This window comes from Pantoea sp. CFCC18179 (genome assembly GCF_059412405.1).
Genome location: NZ_JBNBPM010000006.1, coordinates 131,460 through 148,536, shown reverse-complemented (window position 1 = coordinate 148,536; position 17,077 = coordinate 131,460). Strand labels below are relative to the sequence as shown.

The 17,077-nt window shown below is 55.3% G+C and carries 13 protein-coding genes; 5 read left to right on the top strand and 8 right to left on the bottom strand.

The window, feature by feature from the left end; all coding sequences use genetic code 11:
* Positions 1-165: 165 nt before the first annotated feature.
* From malX to add, 3 genes are all read left to right on the top strand, one after another.
* A complete protein-coding gene (gene malX / locus ACPUC7_RS13645; protein ID WP_343553577.1) occupies positions 166-1,752 on the top strand; it encodes a maltose/glucose-specific PTS transporter subunit IIBC in 1,587 nt (528 codons plus the stop codon).
* On the top strand, positions 1,752-2,930 hold the full coding sequence (locus ACPUC7_RS13640; RefSeq protein WP_494923308.1) for a MalY/PatB family protein: 1,179 nt from the start codon (positions 1,752-1,754) through the stop codon (positions 2,928-2,930). The genes malX and ACPUC7_RS13640 overlap by 1 nt, the downstream gene beginning before the upstream one ends.
* A 118-nt stretch (positions 2,931-3,048) precedes the next feature.
* On the top strand, positions 3,049-4,047 hold the full coding sequence (gene add / locus ACPUC7_RS13635; protein ID WP_494923307.1) for an adenosine deaminase: 999 nt from the start codon (positions 3,049-3,051) through the stop codon (positions 4,045-4,047).
* A 64-nt stretch (positions 4,048-4,111) separates the two neighbouring features.
* Here add and ACPUC7_RS13630 read toward each other — a convergent pair whose 3' ends face one another.
* From ACPUC7_RS13630 to ACPUC7_RS13610, 5 genes are all read right to left on the bottom strand, one after another.
* Complete coding sequence (locus ACPUC7_RS13630) at positions 4,112-5,152, bottom strand: oxidoreductase (protein WP_343553580.1); 1,041 nt, start codon at positions 5,150-5,152, stop codon at positions 4,112-4,114.
* Positions 5,153-5,229: 77 nt separating this feature from the next.
* On the bottom strand, positions 5,230-6,147 hold the full coding sequence (araC, locus tag ACPUC7_RS13625; protein ID WP_494923306.1) for an arabinose operon transcriptional regulator AraC: 918 nt from the start codon (positions 6,145-6,147) through the stop codon (positions 5,230-5,232).
* 64 nt (positions 6,148-6,211) lie between these two features.
* Positions 6,212-7,198 (bottom strand): L-arabinose ABC transporter permease AraH, encoded by a 987-nt coding sequence (araH, locus tag ACPUC7_RS13620; RefSeq protein ID WP_343553582.1) that lies wholly within the window; start codon positions 7,196-7,198, stop codon positions 6,212-6,214.
* 17 nt (positions 7,199-7,215) lie between these two features.
* On the bottom strand, positions 7,216-8,736 hold the full coding sequence (gene araG, locus ACPUC7_RS13615; protein WP_494923305.1) for an L-arabinose ABC transporter ATP-binding protein AraG: 1,521 nt from the start codon (positions 8,734-8,736) through the stop codon (positions 7,216-7,218).
* 165 nt (positions 8,737-8,901) lie between these two features.
* A complete protein-coding gene (locus ACPUC7_RS13610) occupies positions 8,902-9,885 on the bottom strand; it encodes an arabinose ABC transporter substrate-binding protein (protein WP_061720153.1) in 984 nt (327 codons plus the stop codon).
* 365 nt (positions 9,886-10,250) lie between these two features.
* Here ACPUC7_RS13610 and ACPUC7_RS13605 point away from each other — a divergent pair, with 365 nt between their 5' ends.
* Together ACPUC7_RS13605 and araA are read left to right on the top strand one after the other, a co-directional pair.
* On the top strand, positions 10,251-11,936 hold the full coding sequence (locus ACPUC7_RS13605) for a ribulokinase (RefSeq protein ID WP_494923304.1): 1,686 nt from the start codon (positions 10,251-10,253) through the stop codon (positions 11,934-11,936).
* An 11-nt stretch (positions 11,937-11,947) separates the two neighbouring features.
* A complete protein-coding gene (araA, locus tag ACPUC7_RS13600) occupies positions 11,948-13,438 on the top strand; it encodes an L-arabinose isomerase (protein ID WP_494923303.1) in 1,491 nt (496 codons plus the stop codon).
* 97 nt (positions 13,439-13,535) lie between these two features.
* Here the strand turns inward: araA and yjfF are convergent, their stop codons facing one another.
* The 3 genes from yjfF to ACPUC7_RS13585 are packed head-to-tail and all read right to left on the bottom strand — an operon-like array spanning position 13,536 to position 17,048.
* A complete protein-coding gene (gene yjfF / locus ACPUC7_RS13595) occupies positions 13,536-14,522 on the bottom strand; it encodes a galactofuranose ABC transporter, permease protein YjfF (protein WP_343553586.1) in 987 nt (328 codons plus the stop codon).
* Positions 14,519-15,535 carry a galactofuranose ABC transporter, ATP-binding protein YtfT gene (ytfT, locus tag ACPUC7_RS13590; RefSeq protein ID WP_494923302.1) on the bottom strand — a complete coding sequence of 339 codons (1,017 nt, stop codon included), beginning with the start codon at positions 15,533-15,535 and terminating at the stop codon, positions 14,519-14,521. The genes yjfF and ytfT overlap by 4 nt, the downstream gene beginning before the upstream one ends.
* Positions 15,528-17,048 (bottom strand): sugar ABC transporter ATP-binding protein, encoded by a 1,521-nt coding sequence (locus tag ACPUC7_RS13585; protein WP_494923301.1) that lies wholly within the window; start codon positions 17,046-17,048, stop codon positions 15,528-15,530. Before ACPUC7_RS13585 ends, ytfT begins: the two co-directional genes overlap by 8 nt.
* Between the last annotated feature and the right edge of the window lie 29 nt (positions 17,049-17,077).

Here is a 17,077-nt window from a genome sequence, read left to right as displayed (position 1 = left end):
TTACCGACGTCCAAAAACAAAGTGATAAAACGTTACACTGATTTCCACAAAAATAAAGTCTGCGATTAGTCACTCTTTGTGACTATAGCCACAAAACGTAGTGATAAAACGTTTTATCATCCTTGACCACATTGAACCCTTTCACTTTTATCGCCAGGAGTACCTATGTCCGCCAGCCGCCCCAAAATGTCACTTTGGGAGTTTTTCCAAAGTTTGGGTAAAACCTTTATGTTGCCCGTTGCTCTGCTGTCGTTCTGCGGCATTCTGCTAGGGATTGGTAGCTCACTCAGCAGCCACGACGTGTTAACGCTGATTCCGATGCTCGATCAGCCGTTCCTGCAATACCTGTTTATCTGGCTGGCGAAGATCGGTTCATTTGCCTTTAGCTACTTGCCGGTGATGTTCGCGATTGCCATTCCGCTGGGTATGGCGCGTGAAAACAAAGGTGTGGCGGCGTTTGCCGGTTTTGTCGGTTACGCGGTGCTGAATCTCAGCATCAACTTCTGGCTCAACATCAATGGCATTCTGCCGACCACCGATGCCGCAGTGCTGAAAGCCAACAACGTACAAAACATCCTCGGTATTCAGTCGATCGATACCGGTATTCTCGGCGCGGTGATTGTCGGCATCGTGGTGTTCTGGTTGCATGAACGCTTCCATAACATTCGTCTGCCAGATGCATTGGCATTCTTCGGTGGTACGCGCTTTGTACCCATCGTGACCGCGATGGCAATGGGCGTGCTCGGTTTAGTCGTACCGCTGATTTGGCCTTTCTTTGCGCGTGCGATTACCGGCCTTGGCTGGGTAATCAACAGCGCCGGTGAGTTTGGCCCAATGATCTTTGGTACCGGCGAACGTTTGCTGCTGCCATTTGGTTTGCAGCACATTCTGGTGGCGATCATTCGCTTTACCGATGCGGGCGGCACTATGGATGTGTGTGGCAAAAGCGTCAGCGGCGCATTGACCATCTTCCAGGCGCAGTTAGCGTGTGCGGATACCCACGGTTTCGCCGAGAGCGCCACGCGTTTCCTGTCGCAAGGTAAAATGCCGGCCTTCCTCGGTGGTTTGCCAGGTGCCGCATTAGCGATGTATCACTGCGCGCGTCCGGAAAACCGTCATAAAATTAAAGGCCTGCTGATTTCTGGCGTGGTGGCTTGTGTGGTCGGTGGCACCACGGAACCGCTGGAATTCCTGTTCCTGTTTGTTGCGCCTGTGCTGTATCTCATTCACGCCATTCTGACCGGTTTGGGCTTCACCGTGATGGCGATGCTGGGGGTCACCATCGGTAACACCGATGGCAACGTCATCGACTTCTTCGTCTTCGGCGTGCTGCACGGCTTGTCGACCAAATGGTACTGGGTACCGGTGATCGCCGCTGTATGGTTCGTCGGTTACTACGCCATCTTCCGTTTCGCCATCAGTCACTTCAACATCAAAACACCGGGTCGCGAAGTCGAAACGAATAGCGTTGCCCAGCAAGTAAATCGCGCCAACATCGGCAAATCAGGCTTCGATACGCCAGCTATTTTGGCGGCCTTAGGCGGCATCGAAAACATCGCGTCGCTGGATAACTGCCTGACACGTCTGCGTTTAACCGTGGTCGATATGAGCAAAGTCGATGACGCGGCCTTGAAAGCCAACGGCGCAATCGGCGTGGTGCATGTTAATGCCACTAACCTGCAAGTGGTGATGGGCCCGCAGGTTCAGTCGGTGAAAGATGAGATGGCGCACCTGATGAGCGCAACGGTGTAATGATGCAGGATTTCGATTTCAATCAAGTGGTTGATCGTCACGGCAGTTGGTGCACGCAGTGGGATTTCGTCGCCGACCGCTTTGGCGTGGCGGATTTGCTGCCCTTCACCATTTCCGATATGGATTTCGCCACGGCGCCTTGCATCGTTGAGGCGTTACAGCAGCGGCTTGATCATGGCGTTTTTGGTTATAGCCGTTGGCAGCATGATGATTTTATCTCGGCGATTCAGCATTGGATGCGCAACCGCTTTGCTACGGAAGTCGCTTCTGAATCGGTGGTATACGGTCCGTCGGTGATTTATATGGTGGCGCAGTTGTTGCGCCACTGGACGCAAGCTGACGACGAAGTGCTAATCCACACACCTGCCTATGATGCGTTTTACAACACCATTAATGGCAATCAACGCAAGGTGCTGGAGTTACCGTTACAACGTCACGGAAATGCATGGCTTTGTGACATGGCACAGCTAGAAAGCTTGCTGGCGCGGCCGCGTTGCAAAGTGATGTTGCTGTGCAGTCCGCACAATCCAACCGGCAAAGTGTGGCAAGTGCAGGAATTGCGCCAGATGGCGGCGTTGTGCCAACAACACGGTGTGAAGGTGATTAGCGATGAGATCCATATGGATATGGTGCTGAGTGACGCTCAACATACGCCGTGGAGCCAGGTGGCTGAAAACGATTGGGCGCTGTTTACCTCAGCATCCAAAAGCTTCAACATCCCGGCGCTGACCGGCGCATGGGGCATCATTCCTGACCAAGCAGATCGCCAGGCCTGGTTCCACGCATTGAAAAAGCAGGATGGCTTATCTTCGCCTGCGGTGATGGCGGTGGCGGCGACCATCGCCGCATATCGTGATGGCGCGCCTTGGCTGGATGCATTACGCCAATATCTAAGCGCTAACATGCAGCACATCGCGCAACGATTAAATGCAGAATTTCCAACGCTGAACTGGCAGCCGCCCGCGGCAACCTATCTGGCGTGGATCGATCTCAATCCTTTGGGTATTGATGAACAGGCGCTGCAACAGTGTCTGATTCAGCAGCACAAAGTGGCGATCATGCCAGGTTCCACATATGGTGCCGCCAGCCGCGGCTATCTGCGCCTCAATGCCGGATGCCCACGCAGTAAACTGGACGATGGATTAGATCGCCTGATTGCCGCTTTGAAATCGTTCTAAACGGTGACGGATGCTGATTAATTCAGCATCCGTTTTCGCGTTTGCGCAAATAACTGGCGCAGTTGCGCAAGATGTTTTTATAATCCTCTGCACTTTACGAAACTTAAGCGAGTGCGACATGATTGATCCTAAACTCCCCCTTACCGACATTCACCGCCACCTTGATGGCAACATCCGCGCACAAACCATTCTCGATTTAGGACGCCAGTTCAACCTCGCGCTGCCCGCTCATTCGCTCGAAGAGTTGCGTCCGCATGTGCAAGTCACCGCCAATGAACCGGATCTGGTGAGCTTTCTGCAAAAACTCGATTGGGGCGTAAAAGTACTGGGCGATTTGGATGCCTGTCGTCGTATTGCGCTGGAAAACGTTGAAGATGCGGCGCGCGCAGGCATCCATTATGCCGAACTGCGCTTCTCGCCGGGCTATATGGCGATGACACATAAATTGCCGATTGCCGGTGTAGTTGAAGCGGTGATTGATGGCGTGCGCGCCGGTATTCAGCAATACGGCGTTGACGTGCGCTTGACCGGGATTATGAGCCGAACCTTTGGTGAAGAAGCCTGTTTGCGTGAACTGGAAGGATTGCTCGCCCATCGCGATGGCATCACGGCTGTCGATTTGGCCGGTGATGAACTCGGTTTCCCGGGCAGTGAATTCCTCAGCCACTTCAATCGCGCGCGTGACGCCGGTTTCCGCATTACCGTGCATGCCGGTGAAGCCGCTGGCCCGGAAAGTATCTGGCAGGCAATTCGCGAGTTGGGCGCAGAACGTATTGGTCATGGCGTTAAGGCGATTGAAGATCGCGCGCTGATGGATTTCCTCGCTGAACAGCGCATTGGTATTGAATCTTGCCTAACCTCTAACATTCAGACCAGCACGGTTTCATCACTCGCCAGCCATCCGCTGCAAGCGTTCCTGCAACACGGCATTCTCGCTACCATCAACACTGACGATCCGGCGGTTCAGGGCGTGGAATTGGCGCATGAATATGAAGTGGCGGCACCGCTTGCTGGATTGAGCCAGGAACAGATGCGTCAGGCGCAGGATAACGGCGTCACCATCGCGTTCCTGAGCGATGCAGAAAAAGCCGCGCTGCGTGCGCGTGTGGCGGGATAAAAAAACGGTACGCATTTGCGTACCGTTTAACGCAGGGTCGCCATTTTTGGCGACCTCTATGTGATTACTTCAGTGACATGGTTTGGCGCTTCTCGGCGGACTGCAAGCCCAACTCGATCAACTCCATCACCTGAATCGCCTCTTCGGCTTCAACTGGATTAGCGCCGGTTCCAGCAATGGCATCACGAATCGCCGCATAGTACGCCGGATAATTACCCGGCAGCGTCAGCAGCTCTTTCTCCACCATCACATCGCCTTCCGCCAGTGTTAGCGTGCCGTTGCGCATGTCATAGCCCCAATCTTCCTGCGGTGGACGTTCGCCTGCTTTCAGGCGATCTTCCTGCGGGTCGAGACCGTATTTAACGTAGCTGCCACGCGTGCCGTGCACGATATAGCGCGCCGATTCTGCCGCCACCAGCATGCTGGCGTGCAACACCACGCGACGGGTTGGATAGGTCAACACCGCATGGAAGTAATCGGTGGTTTGCGCACCGGGACGCAATTCAGCCATATCAACATTGATCGCCACTGGCGTGCCAAACAGCTGCAAAGCCTGATCCAGCACGTGCGGGCCGAGATCAAACCAAATGCCGCTGCCCGCGCCTTTCATTTCACGCCAGCGTTGACGGACTTCCGGACGGAAACGGTCAAAGTGGGATTCGAAATAGCGCACTTCACCCAACGTACCGTCGTTCAGTAAGCTTTTTAGAGTAAGGAAATCGCTGTCCCAACGACGGTTGTGGAACACCGAAAGCATCAAACCTTTGCTTTTCGCCAGCGCATCCAGCTCACGCGCCTGTGACAACGTCACGGTAAACGGCTTATCGACCACCACATGTTTACCAGCATTCAACGCCGCTTTAGCCAGCGGGAAATGGGTGTCATTCGGGGTAGGAATAACAATCAGTTGCAGTGTCGGGTCATCCAGCAGCGCTTGTGGATCCGAAACCACCTGCACTGAAGGCCAGTCCGCATGCACTTTGCTGGCATCGCTACTTGAGATCGCCGCCAGCTCAACATCCGGCGTGCCGGCGATCAAGGGTGCATGAAAGGTTTTGCTGGCAAAACCGTAGCCAATCAGGCCGACACGTAATTTATCGCTCATTCTCATTCCTCTTGTTCGTTACCAGACTGATTTAAGACGAATCAGTCTATAAGAACAAGGCGGAATCACCTGAAAACTCAGGAAATAGCACTCCGTGCGGATTGCCAGCTTTCATGCACGACTAAAGCATCCTGTGCATCCTGGCTGCGGCGGCGGAAGTCGCTAGGGCTGACGCCGACGCGTTTGCGGAACACGCGTGAGAAATAGAGCTGGTCGTCATAGCCCACTTCGCGGCCAACCGAGGCGATCGGTTCTTGTGTGGTTTGCAGTAATAGTTTGGCGCGAATCACCCGTTGATCCTCGCGCCAGCGCAGTAAATTGATGCCCATCTGCTCGCGGAACAGATGCGCTAAGCGCGATGGCGATAAACATACATGGCGCGCCACCTCTTCAATTTTCACCTCACCCGCAAGATGGTTGGTGATGTATTGGCAAGCTTCGATCACCCGCGGATCGCGAATTTGCTGATGACTGCGCGGATCTTCCTCTACCGCGCGCAGCAGCAGGCGCTCAAGTAAATTCATCGCCAACTCTTCGGCAAAGCGGCGACCGGAATTGTGGGTTTGTTCAATGCTGGCAAACAGGCGATCAAACTCGCCGCGCTGGGTTTCGGACAAACGCAAACGCCCAACGCCCTGGCGTTCATCCTGCCACTGCAACCAATCGGTCCAGTAAGCACGCGGACGGAAATAGACCCAGCGATGAAACCAGCATGGGCTATCGGGCGCGCGGCCATAATAATGCGGGGTTTTCGGTTGAAACAGCAGCAGATCGCCGGGTTCGCAATCAAACGCTGATTCGCCATCAAACACCCTTCCCTGGCCTTTGATGGTCAGATTGAGGATGTAGCCTTTCATGCCGTGCGGGCGATCGACAAAGAAATCCAGCGCGTCATGGGCGTTAATTGGCGTCAATCCCGCCACCAGCCAGGCGTTAAACGGATAACCGGGCAATAACGGATTCTGCTGCTCATTTGGCGGTTCGCGATGGTACATAGTGCCCTCACTTTCGCGTGCAATACGTTAAGCGGGCCAGCACGGACCCGCTTACGGTAGATAATTAGGCGGCTTTATTTTTCTGTTTGTAGCGGTCAAAAATCACCGCCGCTAACAGTATCAAACCGCGCACCACATACTGTGAGAATGGCGAGATATTCAATAAATTCATCGCATTCTCAACCGTACCGAGAATCAACACACCTGCGACCACATACGAAATTTTGCCGATGCCACCTTTCAGCGACACACCGCCCAACACGCAGGCGGAAATCACGATCAACTCGTAACCCAACGATGTCATCGGCTGGCCGCTGGTCATGCGCGAAGCCAAGATAATCCCCGCTGCCGCTGAGACCAAACCGGACAAAATAAAGATGATGATGCGGGTGCGTACCACTGGCACACCGGCCAGCCGCGCGGCTTCTTCGTTACCGCCAATCGCCAGCGTGTTGCGGCCAAACGTGGTTTTGTTCAGCAGGAAACCAAACAGCACCATGGTGGCGATAGTTAGCCAAATCGGCGCCGGCACGCCGAGCCAGTTGGCGTAACCCAGCGTGAAGAAGCGCTCATCTTCAATGCCAACCGCTTTACCATCGGAGAAGATATACGCCAGTCCGCGCACAATCTGCATGGTGGCGAGCGTGGTGATTAACGCGTTGATTTTCAGGCGGGCGATAACAAAGCCATTGATAAAGCCGGTTACCATGCCGAGCACTAAACCGGCGGCGACGCCAATCCACAGGCTTTCAGTCATGTTGATCACCACCGCGGTGACCACGCCCGCGCAGGCGATAACCGACGCCACCGACAAGTCGAAATCGCCGGAAGCCAAGCAGAACAGCATGCCGCACGCCACCATGCCGGACATCGACATCGCCAGCCCAAGCCCTTTCATATTGATAATCGAACCAAAGTTCGGCACGAAGATGGCACAGACGATAAACAGCAGCGCGAACACCACCAGCATGCCGAAGTTGTCCCAAATGCGTCCTAATTGCAGCCCGTTACGCTGCACAGGCGGCGTATTGGATGTGGTAGATGAAGCCATTGTTGCTCTCCTTTACATCAGGCCACGGCGGCCGCTTGAGTAGTTTTCGGCATCGCCAGGCTCAGCGTCAGCTGCTCTGTGGCCGTGTCATGTGTCAGCTCGCCAGCGATTTCGCCTTCACGCATCACCAAAATGCGATCGGCCAGGCCCATCACTTCGGGCAGATCGCTGGAGGCGAACAGCACCGCGATGCCCTTTTTCGCCAGCGCGTAAATCAGGTTGTAGATTTCGTGCTTCGCGCCCACATCAATGCCGCGCGTGGGTTCATCCAGCAAAATCACGTGCATCTCTTCCGACAGCCAGCGTCCGAGAATTGCTTTCTGCTGATTGCCACCGGAAAGGTTCATGATCAGCTGCTGCGGTCCGGGTGTTTTGATATTGAGTGAACGAATGTGGATGTCGGCGTTTTTCGCCTCCCAACCCGGTTTAATCAGGCATCCGGCGGTGAGATTGTGGCGACGCGCGCTGATATTGATGTTGTCGCGCACCGAGTGCACCGGAATGATGCCTTCGGATTTCCGGTCTTCCGGGCACAACATGATGCCAGCGCGAATGGCATCGATAGGCTGACGGATATTGAGCTTTTTGCCATCCAGCGTCACGGTGCCTGCGCGCAACTTAGTGGCACCAAACAGCCCTTTCATCAGTTCGCTACGCCCGGCACCGACCAGGCCAAACAGGCCGACAATCTCTCCGGCGCGCACCGTCAACGAAATCGGCATGCGCACGCCCTTCGCTTCCACCTTGTCGAGCTGCAAGCGCACCGGGCCGAGTTCGCGCGGCGCGTAACCGTAGATGTCGCCCAGGTTGCGGCCGACCATCGCCTGCACCAAATCGTCGTGATGGGTGTTCTTCATGTCAGTAAAGGTGCGCACGTAGCGACCATCTTTAAACACCGTAATCGCATCGCTGAGGGCGAAAATTTCTTCCATTCGATGCGAGACGTACAGCACCGTGCGACCTTGCGCACGTAGCTGGCGAATCACGCGGAACAGGTGTTCAATTTCACGCGCCGACAGCGAACTGGTGGGCTCATCGAATGCGATGATGCGGGCGTTGCGCGCCAGCGCTTTGGCGATCTCCACCATTTGCCATTGACCGAGCGACAGGTACTTCAGCGGCATGTCGGGATCGATATCCATGCCGAGATTTTTTAGCTGTAAACCGGCTTCATAGCGCAGCAATTTGCGATTCACCAGACCACGTTTGTGTGGCAGTTGGCCGAGATAGATGTTCTCCGCCACGCTCATTTCCGGCACCAAATGCAGTTCCTGGTAAATGATCGCCACGCCGGCATCCAGCGCATCAACGGTATTGTTGAAGCTTTTGGCGTGGCCTTTAATGCGGATCTCGCCAGCGCTCGGCTGATAACTGCCGCTGAGGATTTTCAACAGCGTCGATTTACCGGCGCCGTTTTCGCCCATTAAGGCATGCACTTCGCCTGCGCGGCATGAGAATGAGATGTCCTGCAACGCTTTCACGCCAGGAAAGGTTTTGCTGATGCCATGAAACGACAGAAATGCGGGTTCAGTGTTCATGGAGACTCCTTTAAGCCTTCATACTTCGCACTGTAGCTGCGTTGGCTGCATGAACTTACCCCGGTCACTTACTTAAGTAAGCTCCCGGGGATAAGTGCACTGGCCGCCTTGCTACAGCACGAATCATTTTGGCTGCCTGTTAGTATTGTCTGGGGATAATTGGGATTACTTCAGCCCTTTCTTATCCAACTCGGCTTTGAAGTTATCGCGGGTAATCAGCACCACATCGGTCACCTCGGTGAACTTCGGCGGCTCTTGATCTTTGGTCACCCAGTTGTAAAGCATCTGGCTGCTCTTATAGCCGTGCACGTCCGGGCTTGGCAGCAGCGAACCGTAGAAACCGGTCGCGGAACCTTTCGACAGTTCACTCACCGCATCCACGCCGTTGATGCCGATACCAATCACGTCTGGCGCTTTAAAGCCTTGCCCTTCAGTGGCGCGCACGCCGCCGAGTACGGTGTTGTCATTCATGCCGAGAATCAGCCAATGTTTAACTTCCGGATGTTGCACCAGCAGCGAGTTACCAGCGTCAAACGCGCCCGGAATATCGTTGGATTTGGTCGGCACCTGATAGATTTGCTTCTCCGGGAAGCCTGCGGCCTTTAATGCATCCATCGAACCGCTGGTGCGACGACGGGCGGTGTCGAGTTCGTTAGCGGTGATCGCCATCACGCCGGTTTCTTTCACATCCCAACCGCGTTTCTGCATCTCTTTGTAGAGTTCCTGGCCCTGGCGTTCACCGATCTTGGTCGCCGCCATCATCACCAGCGGCACGGTGTCCATTGGCTTACCTTTGGCGGTGACAAATTGATCGTCCACGGCGATCACTTTCAAGCCGTAGCCGCGCGCTTTGGCCACAATGGCTGAACCCAGTTTGGGATCGGGCGTACAGATGACGAAGCCTTTGGCACCGCTGGCGGCGAGACTATCAATGGCGTTAAGGGTTTTCTCACCATCAGGCACGGCGATTTTGATCACTTCAAAGCCCAAATCCTTGCCGGCTTTATCGGCGAATTTCCACTCGGTTTGGAACCAAGGTTCTTCCGGTTGTTTGACGAGAAAACCGAGTTTCATGGTCTCGGCGATAGCGGATTGTGACATAACCGCAGCAAGACCTACCGCCGCCAGCGTTTTAGTGAATTTATGCATGATGCTCTCCGGCACAATGGTGTTTTTAGCTGTAATTAACGAATCGGTGTAAACGCTACCATTCAAAATTCGTAATCGGACACTTCACAAAATCAGCGCGTTAGCTCAAAGGTTGTACAAGGGCTGTGCAAACGCTGGGCTAGTTGTAGCGGGAAAATCGCAGAAAAATGTAGAGCGGTATCACATCCCAAAACGATGACAAAAACGTCCATATATTCAGCGAATTTAACCAGTCGTTAACTTTTGCTGCCGATCACACATCCACGTCGATGACAGAAAAGTGCATATTCTCAGCCGACGATGACTAACTGCTTTAGCCGCCCCATTCCAGGATGGAATCAGATAACTCACACAGGAGAATCCCGATGAGTGCGGGCGCCATAACAATTGGGCTGGATTTTGGCAGTGACTCGGTGCGTGCTCTGGCCGTCGAATGCCACAGTGGTAAAGAGCTGGAAAAAGCAGTAGTGAATTATGCGCGCTGGGCCAATGGGGAGTTTTGCGACGCGCACGCCAACCGCTTTCGTCATCATCCGCAGGACTATATCGATGCGCTGGAGCAAGCGATTGTCAGCGTAGTTAACGCCTTAACGCCGCAGCAGCGCGCTGCCGTAGTGGGCATTGGTGTGGACTCCACCGGCTCCACGCCAGCACCGATCGATCGCGACGGCAATGTGCTGGCACTGCGACCGGAGTTCGCCAGCAACCCCAATGCAATGTTCGTGCTGTGGAAAGATCACACCGCGATTGAAGAAGCCGAAGAGATCAATCAGCTGTGTCGTAGTGGTCGTTTCAACGATTACACCCGCTACATCGGCGGCGTGTATTCGTCGGAGTGGTTCTGGGCCAAGATATTGCACGTTTCGCGCGCTGATGCTGCGGTGCGTGAAGCGGCAGTGTCTTGGGTGGAACTGTGTGATTGGGTGCCCGCGCTGCTCAGCGGCACTACCGCGCCGGCGCAATTGCGGCGAGGACGTTGCGCCGCCGGACACAAATCGCTGTGGCATCCGGAATGGAACGGCTTACCGCCCGCTGAATTCTTGCATGCGCTGGATCCGCTGTTAGTCGAACAGCTTGATGTTCCGCTGTTCGAGGAGACCTGGACCGCCGATGTGCCGGTTGGCACCTTAAGCAAAGCCTGGGCGCAGCGCCTGGGACTTTCCGAACAGGTGATCCTGTCTGGCGGGGCCTTTGATTGCCATATGGGCGCAGTCGGTGCCGGTGCGCAACCTTACACGCTAGTTAAAGTGATCGGCACCTCGACCTGCGACATCCTGATCGCCGACAGCGAAACCGTTGGCGACCGGGCGATTGCCGGTATTTGCGGCCAGGTCGACGGCAGCGTGGTACCGGGTGCGATTGGTTGCGAGGCTGGTCAATCGGCGTTTGGCGACATTTATGCCTGGTTCAGCCGCTTGCTCAGCTGGCCGCTGCAACAGGCCGCGCAGCAGCATCCAGAACTCCAGCCTCAGCTTGAAAAGCTCCAAAAGGATCTGATTCGTCACCTCACTGAAGCCTGGGCCGCCAATCCGCAACTTGATCATCTTCCCGTGGTGTTGGACTGGTTTAACGGTCGCCGCACGCCGCATGCCAATCAGCGCTTAAAAGGCGTCATCACCGATCTCAATCTAGGAACCGATGCGCCGGCGCTGTTTGGCGGTTTGATCGCCGCTACCGCTTTTGGCGCACGCGCGATTATGGAGTGCTTCGAACAGCAGCAAATTCCGGTGCAAAGCATCCTGACGCTCGGCGGCATCGCACGTAAATCTCCCGCCATCATGCAGGCGTGCTGCGATGTGATGAACCGCCCGCTGGATATCGTTGCCTCTGACGAATGTTGTGCGCTGGGAGCGGCGATTTTTGCTGCGGTCGCCGCCAAGGTTTATGACGATGTGCCTGCGGCGCAGCAAGTCATGTCCAGCCCGATCGATGTCACGCTGCAACCCAACGCCGAGCGCGTGGCGGTGTATCAGCAACTTTATCAACGTTATCAAAACTGGTGCCAGGCGGCGGAACCGCAATATGCCGCGCGCACCGCATCCGCTAAGTAAAGGAGACGTTTATGCAACAGCACGTGTGGTTTGTTATTGGGACTCAGCATCTTTACGGAGCGGAAACGTTGCGTCAGGTGGAGCAGCACGCTCGCCAGGTGATGGAAGGATTGAATCAGGCCGGCACGTTGCCGGTGCCGCTGGTACTGAAGCCACTGGTGAAGTCACCGGACGAAGCGTTAGCGCTGTGCCGCGAGGCCAATCATGATAATCAATGCGTTGGCATCATTACCTGGCTGCACACCTTCTCACCCGCCAAGATGTGGATTGGCGGTTTGAGCATCCTGAATAAACCGTTGCTGCAATTCCATACCCAATTCAACGCGGAGATCCCGTGGGACAGCATGGATATGGACTTTATGAACCTCAACCAAACCGCGCACGGCGGACGCGAGTTCGGCTTTATCGGCGCGCGTATGGGTTTGCAGCACAGCGTGGTGACCGGTCACTGGCAGGATAAAACCAGCCAGCAACGTATCGGTCGCTGGATCAATGCCGCGTTGGCGAAACAAGCCAGCCAGCAACTGAAAGTGGCGCGCTTCGGCGACAACATGCGCGAAGTGGCGGTCACCGAAGGCGATAAAGTCGCGGCGCAAATCCAGTTTGGCTATGCGGTGAATGGTTGGGGCGTGGGCGATTTAGTCGAAGTGGTGAACAGCGTCAGCGATGGCGACGTCAACGCACTGATCGACGAATACGAAAGCCAGTATCGCTTTAGCGACGTCGCCGCGGTGAACGGTGAAAAACGCCAGAACGTGTTGGATGCCGCGCGCATTGAGCTAGGTTTGAAGCGCTTCCTCGACGCCGAAGGCTGCAAAGCGTTTACCACCAACTTCCAAACGCTACATGGCATGACGCAATTGCCAGGTTTGGCGGTACAACGCTTGATGGGACAGGGTTACGGCTTCGCCGGTGAAGGTGACTGGAAAACCGCTGCGCTGCTGCACATCCTTAAAGTGCAGGCGGGAACGCGTCCCGGTGGCACCTCGTTTATGGAGGATTATACCTACCACTTCTCAGCGGGCAACGATTTGGTGCTGGGTTCACACATGCTGGAAGTGTGTCCTTCAATCGCCAAAGAAGAGAAGCCGCTGATTGATGTGCAGTTCCTTGGCATTGGCGCGAAGGCCGATCCAGCGCGCATGATTTTCTCCACGCCAGCCGGACGCGCAGTCAATGCCAGCGTCATCGACATGGGCGATCGCTTCCGTTTACTGGTAAATGTAGTGGATGCGATTGAACAGCCAAAGCCGTTGCCTAAACTGCCGGTGGCGCGTGCACTGTGGCGCGCTCAGCCTTCGCTGGCCACCGCTTCAGAAGCATGGATTCTGGCCGGTGGCGCGCACCATACGGTGTTCAGCCAGGCGTTGGATTTAGACGATATGTATTTGTACGGCGAGTTGAACGGTATTGAAGTGTTGGTGATTGATGAAGAGACCAAATTGCCGGCGTTTAAAGATGCGCTGCGCTGGAATGAAGCGTATTACCGTTTAGCGCGTTAATAAATTTCAGCAATGAGAAAGGCCGCGATGATTCGCGGCCTTTTTGCATAAAATTAGTGGTCACCATAAATGGCGACCGTACGGTATGTAACCTGTGTTAGGACGCGATCCGTTTAACCGGCGCATTCTGCTGGCGATCCCACATCACAGTCAGCAAACGTTGCAGCGCGATAAACGCAAACAACAGAATGCCGATGGCGATTTTGGTCCACCACGAACTGAGCGTGCCGTCGAAGTTGATCCAGGTTTGAATCAAGCCTTGAATCAACACGCCGAATAGCGTGCCCAACACCGTGCCGACGCCGCCCGACAGCAGCGTGCCGCCGATCACTACCGACGCAATCGCATCCAACTCCACGCCTAATCCTGCCAGCGCATAACCCGCCGAGGTATAGATCGAGAACACAATCCCGGCCAGCGTCGCCAATGTCGTGGACAACATATAAATCTTAATGGTGGTGGCACGGGTCGAAACGCCCATCAATTGCGCCGACGTCAAACTGCCGCCAATCGCATACACCTGATTACCAAAACGCGTGCGGTGCGCCAGGATAATGCCGCCAATCACCACCACCAGCATAATCACCGCCAGCAAGCTCAAACGCCCGCCGCCGGGGATTTTCCATGCCAGGCTCGACAACGTGGTGTACAACGGGTGATCGATAGGAATCGAGTTTTCCGACACCAGATAGCTACAGCCGCGCAGGAAAAACATCCCTGCCAGTGTAATGATAAACGCCGGGATTTTCAGCGCGTCGATCAGCCAACCCATCATGGCGCCGAACAACGCGCCCATCGCCAGCACGATAGCAAAAGCCAGAATCGGATCGAGATGGTAATCGCCAATCGCGCGCGCCAAAAACACGCCGCTAAAGGCGATCACCGCGCCGACTGACAAATCAATGCCGCCGGACAAAATCACGAAGGTCATGCCGACGGCAATAATGCCGAGGAACGCGTTGTCGGTGAGAATGTTGCAAATCACCCGCGTGGAAGCAAAGCCGGGAAACTGGCTCAGGCAAAACAGATAACCGGCGATAAACACCAGCAGCGTGATCATCAAAGGCAAATGACGCTTAATCATTTCGGACGTCTCCGTTTCAACATGGCGATAAAGCGCGGCGATTGCAGCAACAGCACGCACATCACCACCACCGCTTTGACTACCTGATTCAATTCTGGCTGGAAGCCGGACAACAGAATACCGGTGTTCATCGATTGGATAATCAGCGCGCCAATCAGCGACAGCACCAGATTAAAGCGTCCGCCCATCAGCGATGCACCACCAATCACCACCGCCAGAATCGCATCCAGCTCCAACCACAAACCGGCGTTGTTGGCATCGGCCCCGCGAATATCCGCTGCCACGATCAAACCCGCTACCGCCGCACATACTCCGCTGATCGCGTAGGTCGACATCACTACCAGCCAGCCGTTGACCCCGGCATTACGCGCCGCACGCAGGTTGATGCCGACCGCTTCGATAAACAGCCCTAGCGCAGTTTTGCGCGTCAGCAGCCATACCGCCAGCGCCACCAATAAGGTAATCCACACCGGCACCGGCAACAGCCACAACGAACCGCTACCAAACCACGCCAGGCTGTCGCTGTTGAAGGTGACGATTTGGCCTTGGGTGATCAGTTGTGCCACGCCGCGCCCCGCCACCATCAGAATCAAGGTGGCGACAAACGGCTGGATTTTCAGCAGCGCCACCAGCACGCCATTCCATAAACCGCAGGCCAAACCGGTTCCCAGCGTGACCAGAATAATGAATGGCAAGCTGTGGCCCGCCACGGTCAAGGTTGCCGCCGTCGCACCGGCAATCGCCATTACCGCGCCCACCGAAAGATCGATGCCGCCGGTGGCAATCACCAGCGTCATGCCAATCGCCAACAGCGCCACCGGTGCGGCGCGATTGAGGATATCAATCGGGCTGCCGAACAAGCGTCCATCCTGGATGTGAATGGCAAAAAAGTTATTCGCCACCAGGCTATCGACCAGCAGCACCAAAATCAGCGCCACAATTTGCGGCATGCCGGGCGGCAGCTTCGGTTTACGTCGTTCGGGTTTGTCGTGTGTCATAGGGGATTCAAGCATGTTGTGCTCCTCCATCGGCGATGGCATTCACAATCGATGCCACCGACAGTTGCTCCAGCGGGATTTCGGCCACCTGTTTCAGATCGCGCATGATCAACACGCGATCGGCATAGCCCACCAGCTCTTCGAGTTCAGAGGAGATAACCAATAGCGCCAATCCATCGGCGCACAAGGTTTCAATTAAGCGAATGATCTCGGCGTGCGCGCCCACGTCAATGCCGCGCGTCGGCTCATCGAGGATCAGGAATTGCGGTTTGGTCACCAGCCAGCGCGACAGCAACACTTTCTGCTGATTGCCGCCGGAAAGCAGCTCCACCGGTTGCTCAGCGTGTGGCGTGCGAATGCCCAAACTTTTGATAAAGCGTTCGGCAATTACCTGCTGTTCACGACGTTTAATCGGCCGCAGCCAGCCGCGCTGCGCCTGTAAAGCCAGAATGATGTTTTCACGCACCGATGCGCCGCCGATGATACCGTCGGTTTTTCGATCTTCCGGGCAGAAACCCATGCCCAAACGCGAGGCTTTAGCGGGCGTGCGGATGTGCTGCACTTTGCCTTTGATGGTGGCGGTACCGCGATCGGCACGGCGAATGCCAAACAGCACTTCCGCGGTTTCGGTGCGACCCGATCCCAACAATCCGGCCAACCCCACCACTTCGCCGGGACGCACTTGCAGGCTGAACGGTTCGATGGTGCCTTTCTTGCCGTAATCCTCAAACGAGACGACCGGCTGATTACTGCGCAGCGTGCTGCCCTGACGTTTCAATGCCGTTTCCAGCAGTTCGCGGCCCAACATCAATTTGATCAGTTCAATTTGTGGCAAGGTGGCGGTATCGCGCGTGGCGATAAACTGGCCGTTACGCAGTACGGTGATGCGGTCGGTTATGCGGTAAACCTGGTCGAGAAAATGGGTGACAAAAATCAGGCTCATTCCTTTGGCTTTGAGCTGCGCCATCAGGGTAAACAGCATTTCTACTTCATTGGCATCGAGACTGGCGGTCGGTTCATCAAGGATCAGTACCTGCGCCGAGAGATCAACTGCGCGGCAAATCGCAATGATCTGCTGCATCGCCACCGAGTAATGTCCCAATGGACGCGTCACATCCAGTGCGAAGCCATAATTACGCATTAACGCATCAGCATCGCGTACCATGCGTTTGCGGTCGATCATGCCAAAACGTCGCGGTTCACGGCCGATGTACAGGTTATCCGCCACCGACATATTCGGCAGCAGGTTGACTTCCTGATACACCGTGCCGATGCCCATTTCCTGCGCATCGGCGGTGTTATGCGGCGCAATCGCCTTGCCATTCAACGTCACGCTACCAGCGTCACGGGTGTAAACGCCGGTTAGGACTTTAATTAAGGTGGATTTTCCCGCGCCGTTTTCGCCCAGCAGCGCCATGATCTCGCCTTTGCGGATGCTGAACGAGACGTTATCCAGCGCTTTTACGCCGGGAAAGCCTTTGCTGACGCCACTGATGGTCAGCAGTGCGGTTTCATCAGAGGTGCTCATCAGGTTCTACCTCGCCTTACGTCATGAAA

Excerpts from the sequence above, each read along its gene's own strand:
- malX (WP_343553577.1), top strand. The coding sequence starts at position 166 with ATGTCCGCCAGCCGCCCCAAAATGTCACTTTGGGAGTTTTTCCAAAGT.
- ACPUC7_RS13640 (WP_494923308.1), top strand. The coding sequence starts at position 1,752 with ATGATGCAGGATTTCGATTTCAATCAAGTGGTTGATCGTCACGGCAGT.
- add (WP_494923307.1), top strand. The coding sequence starts at position 3,049 with ATGATTGATCCTAAACTCCCCCTTACCGACATTCACCGCCACCTTGAT.
- ACPUC7_RS13630 (WP_343553580.1), bottom strand. The coding sequence starts at position 5,152 with ATGAGCGATAAATTACGTGTCGGCCTGATTGGCTACGGTTTTGCCAGC.
- araC (WP_494923306.1), bottom strand. The coding sequence starts at position 6,147 with ATGTACCATCGCGAACCGCCAAATGAGCAGCAGAATCCGTTATTGCCC.
- araH (WP_343553582.1), bottom strand. The coding sequence starts at position 7,198 with ATGGCTTCATCTACCACATCCAATACGCCGCCTGTGCAGCGTAACGGG.
- araG (WP_494923305.1), bottom strand. The coding sequence starts at position 8,736 with ATGAACACTGAACCCGCATTTCTGTCGTTTCATGGCATCAGCAAAACC.
- ACPUC7_RS13610 (WP_061720153.1), bottom strand. The coding sequence starts at position 9,885 with ATGCATAAATTCACTAAAACGCTGGCGGCGGTAGGTCTTGCTGCGGTT.
- ACPUC7_RS13605 (WP_494923304.1), top strand. The coding sequence starts at position 10,251 with ATGAGTGCGGGCGCCATAACAATTGGGCTGGATTTTGGCAGTGACTCG.
- araA (WP_494923303.1), top strand. The coding sequence starts at position 11,948 with ATGCAACAGCACGTGTGGTTTGTTATTGGGACTCAGCATCTTTACGGA.
- yjfF (WP_343553586.1), bottom strand. The coding sequence starts at position 14,522 with ATGATTAAGCGTCATTTGCCTTTGATGATCACGCTGCTGGTGTTTATC.
- ytfT (WP_494923302.1), bottom strand. The coding sequence starts at position 15,535 with ATGCTTGAATCCCCTATGACACACGACAAACCCGAACGACGTAAACCG.
- ACPUC7_RS13585 (WP_494923301.1), bottom strand. The coding sequence starts at position 17,048 with ATGAGCACCTCTGATGAAACCGCACTGCTGACCATCAGTGGCGTCAGC.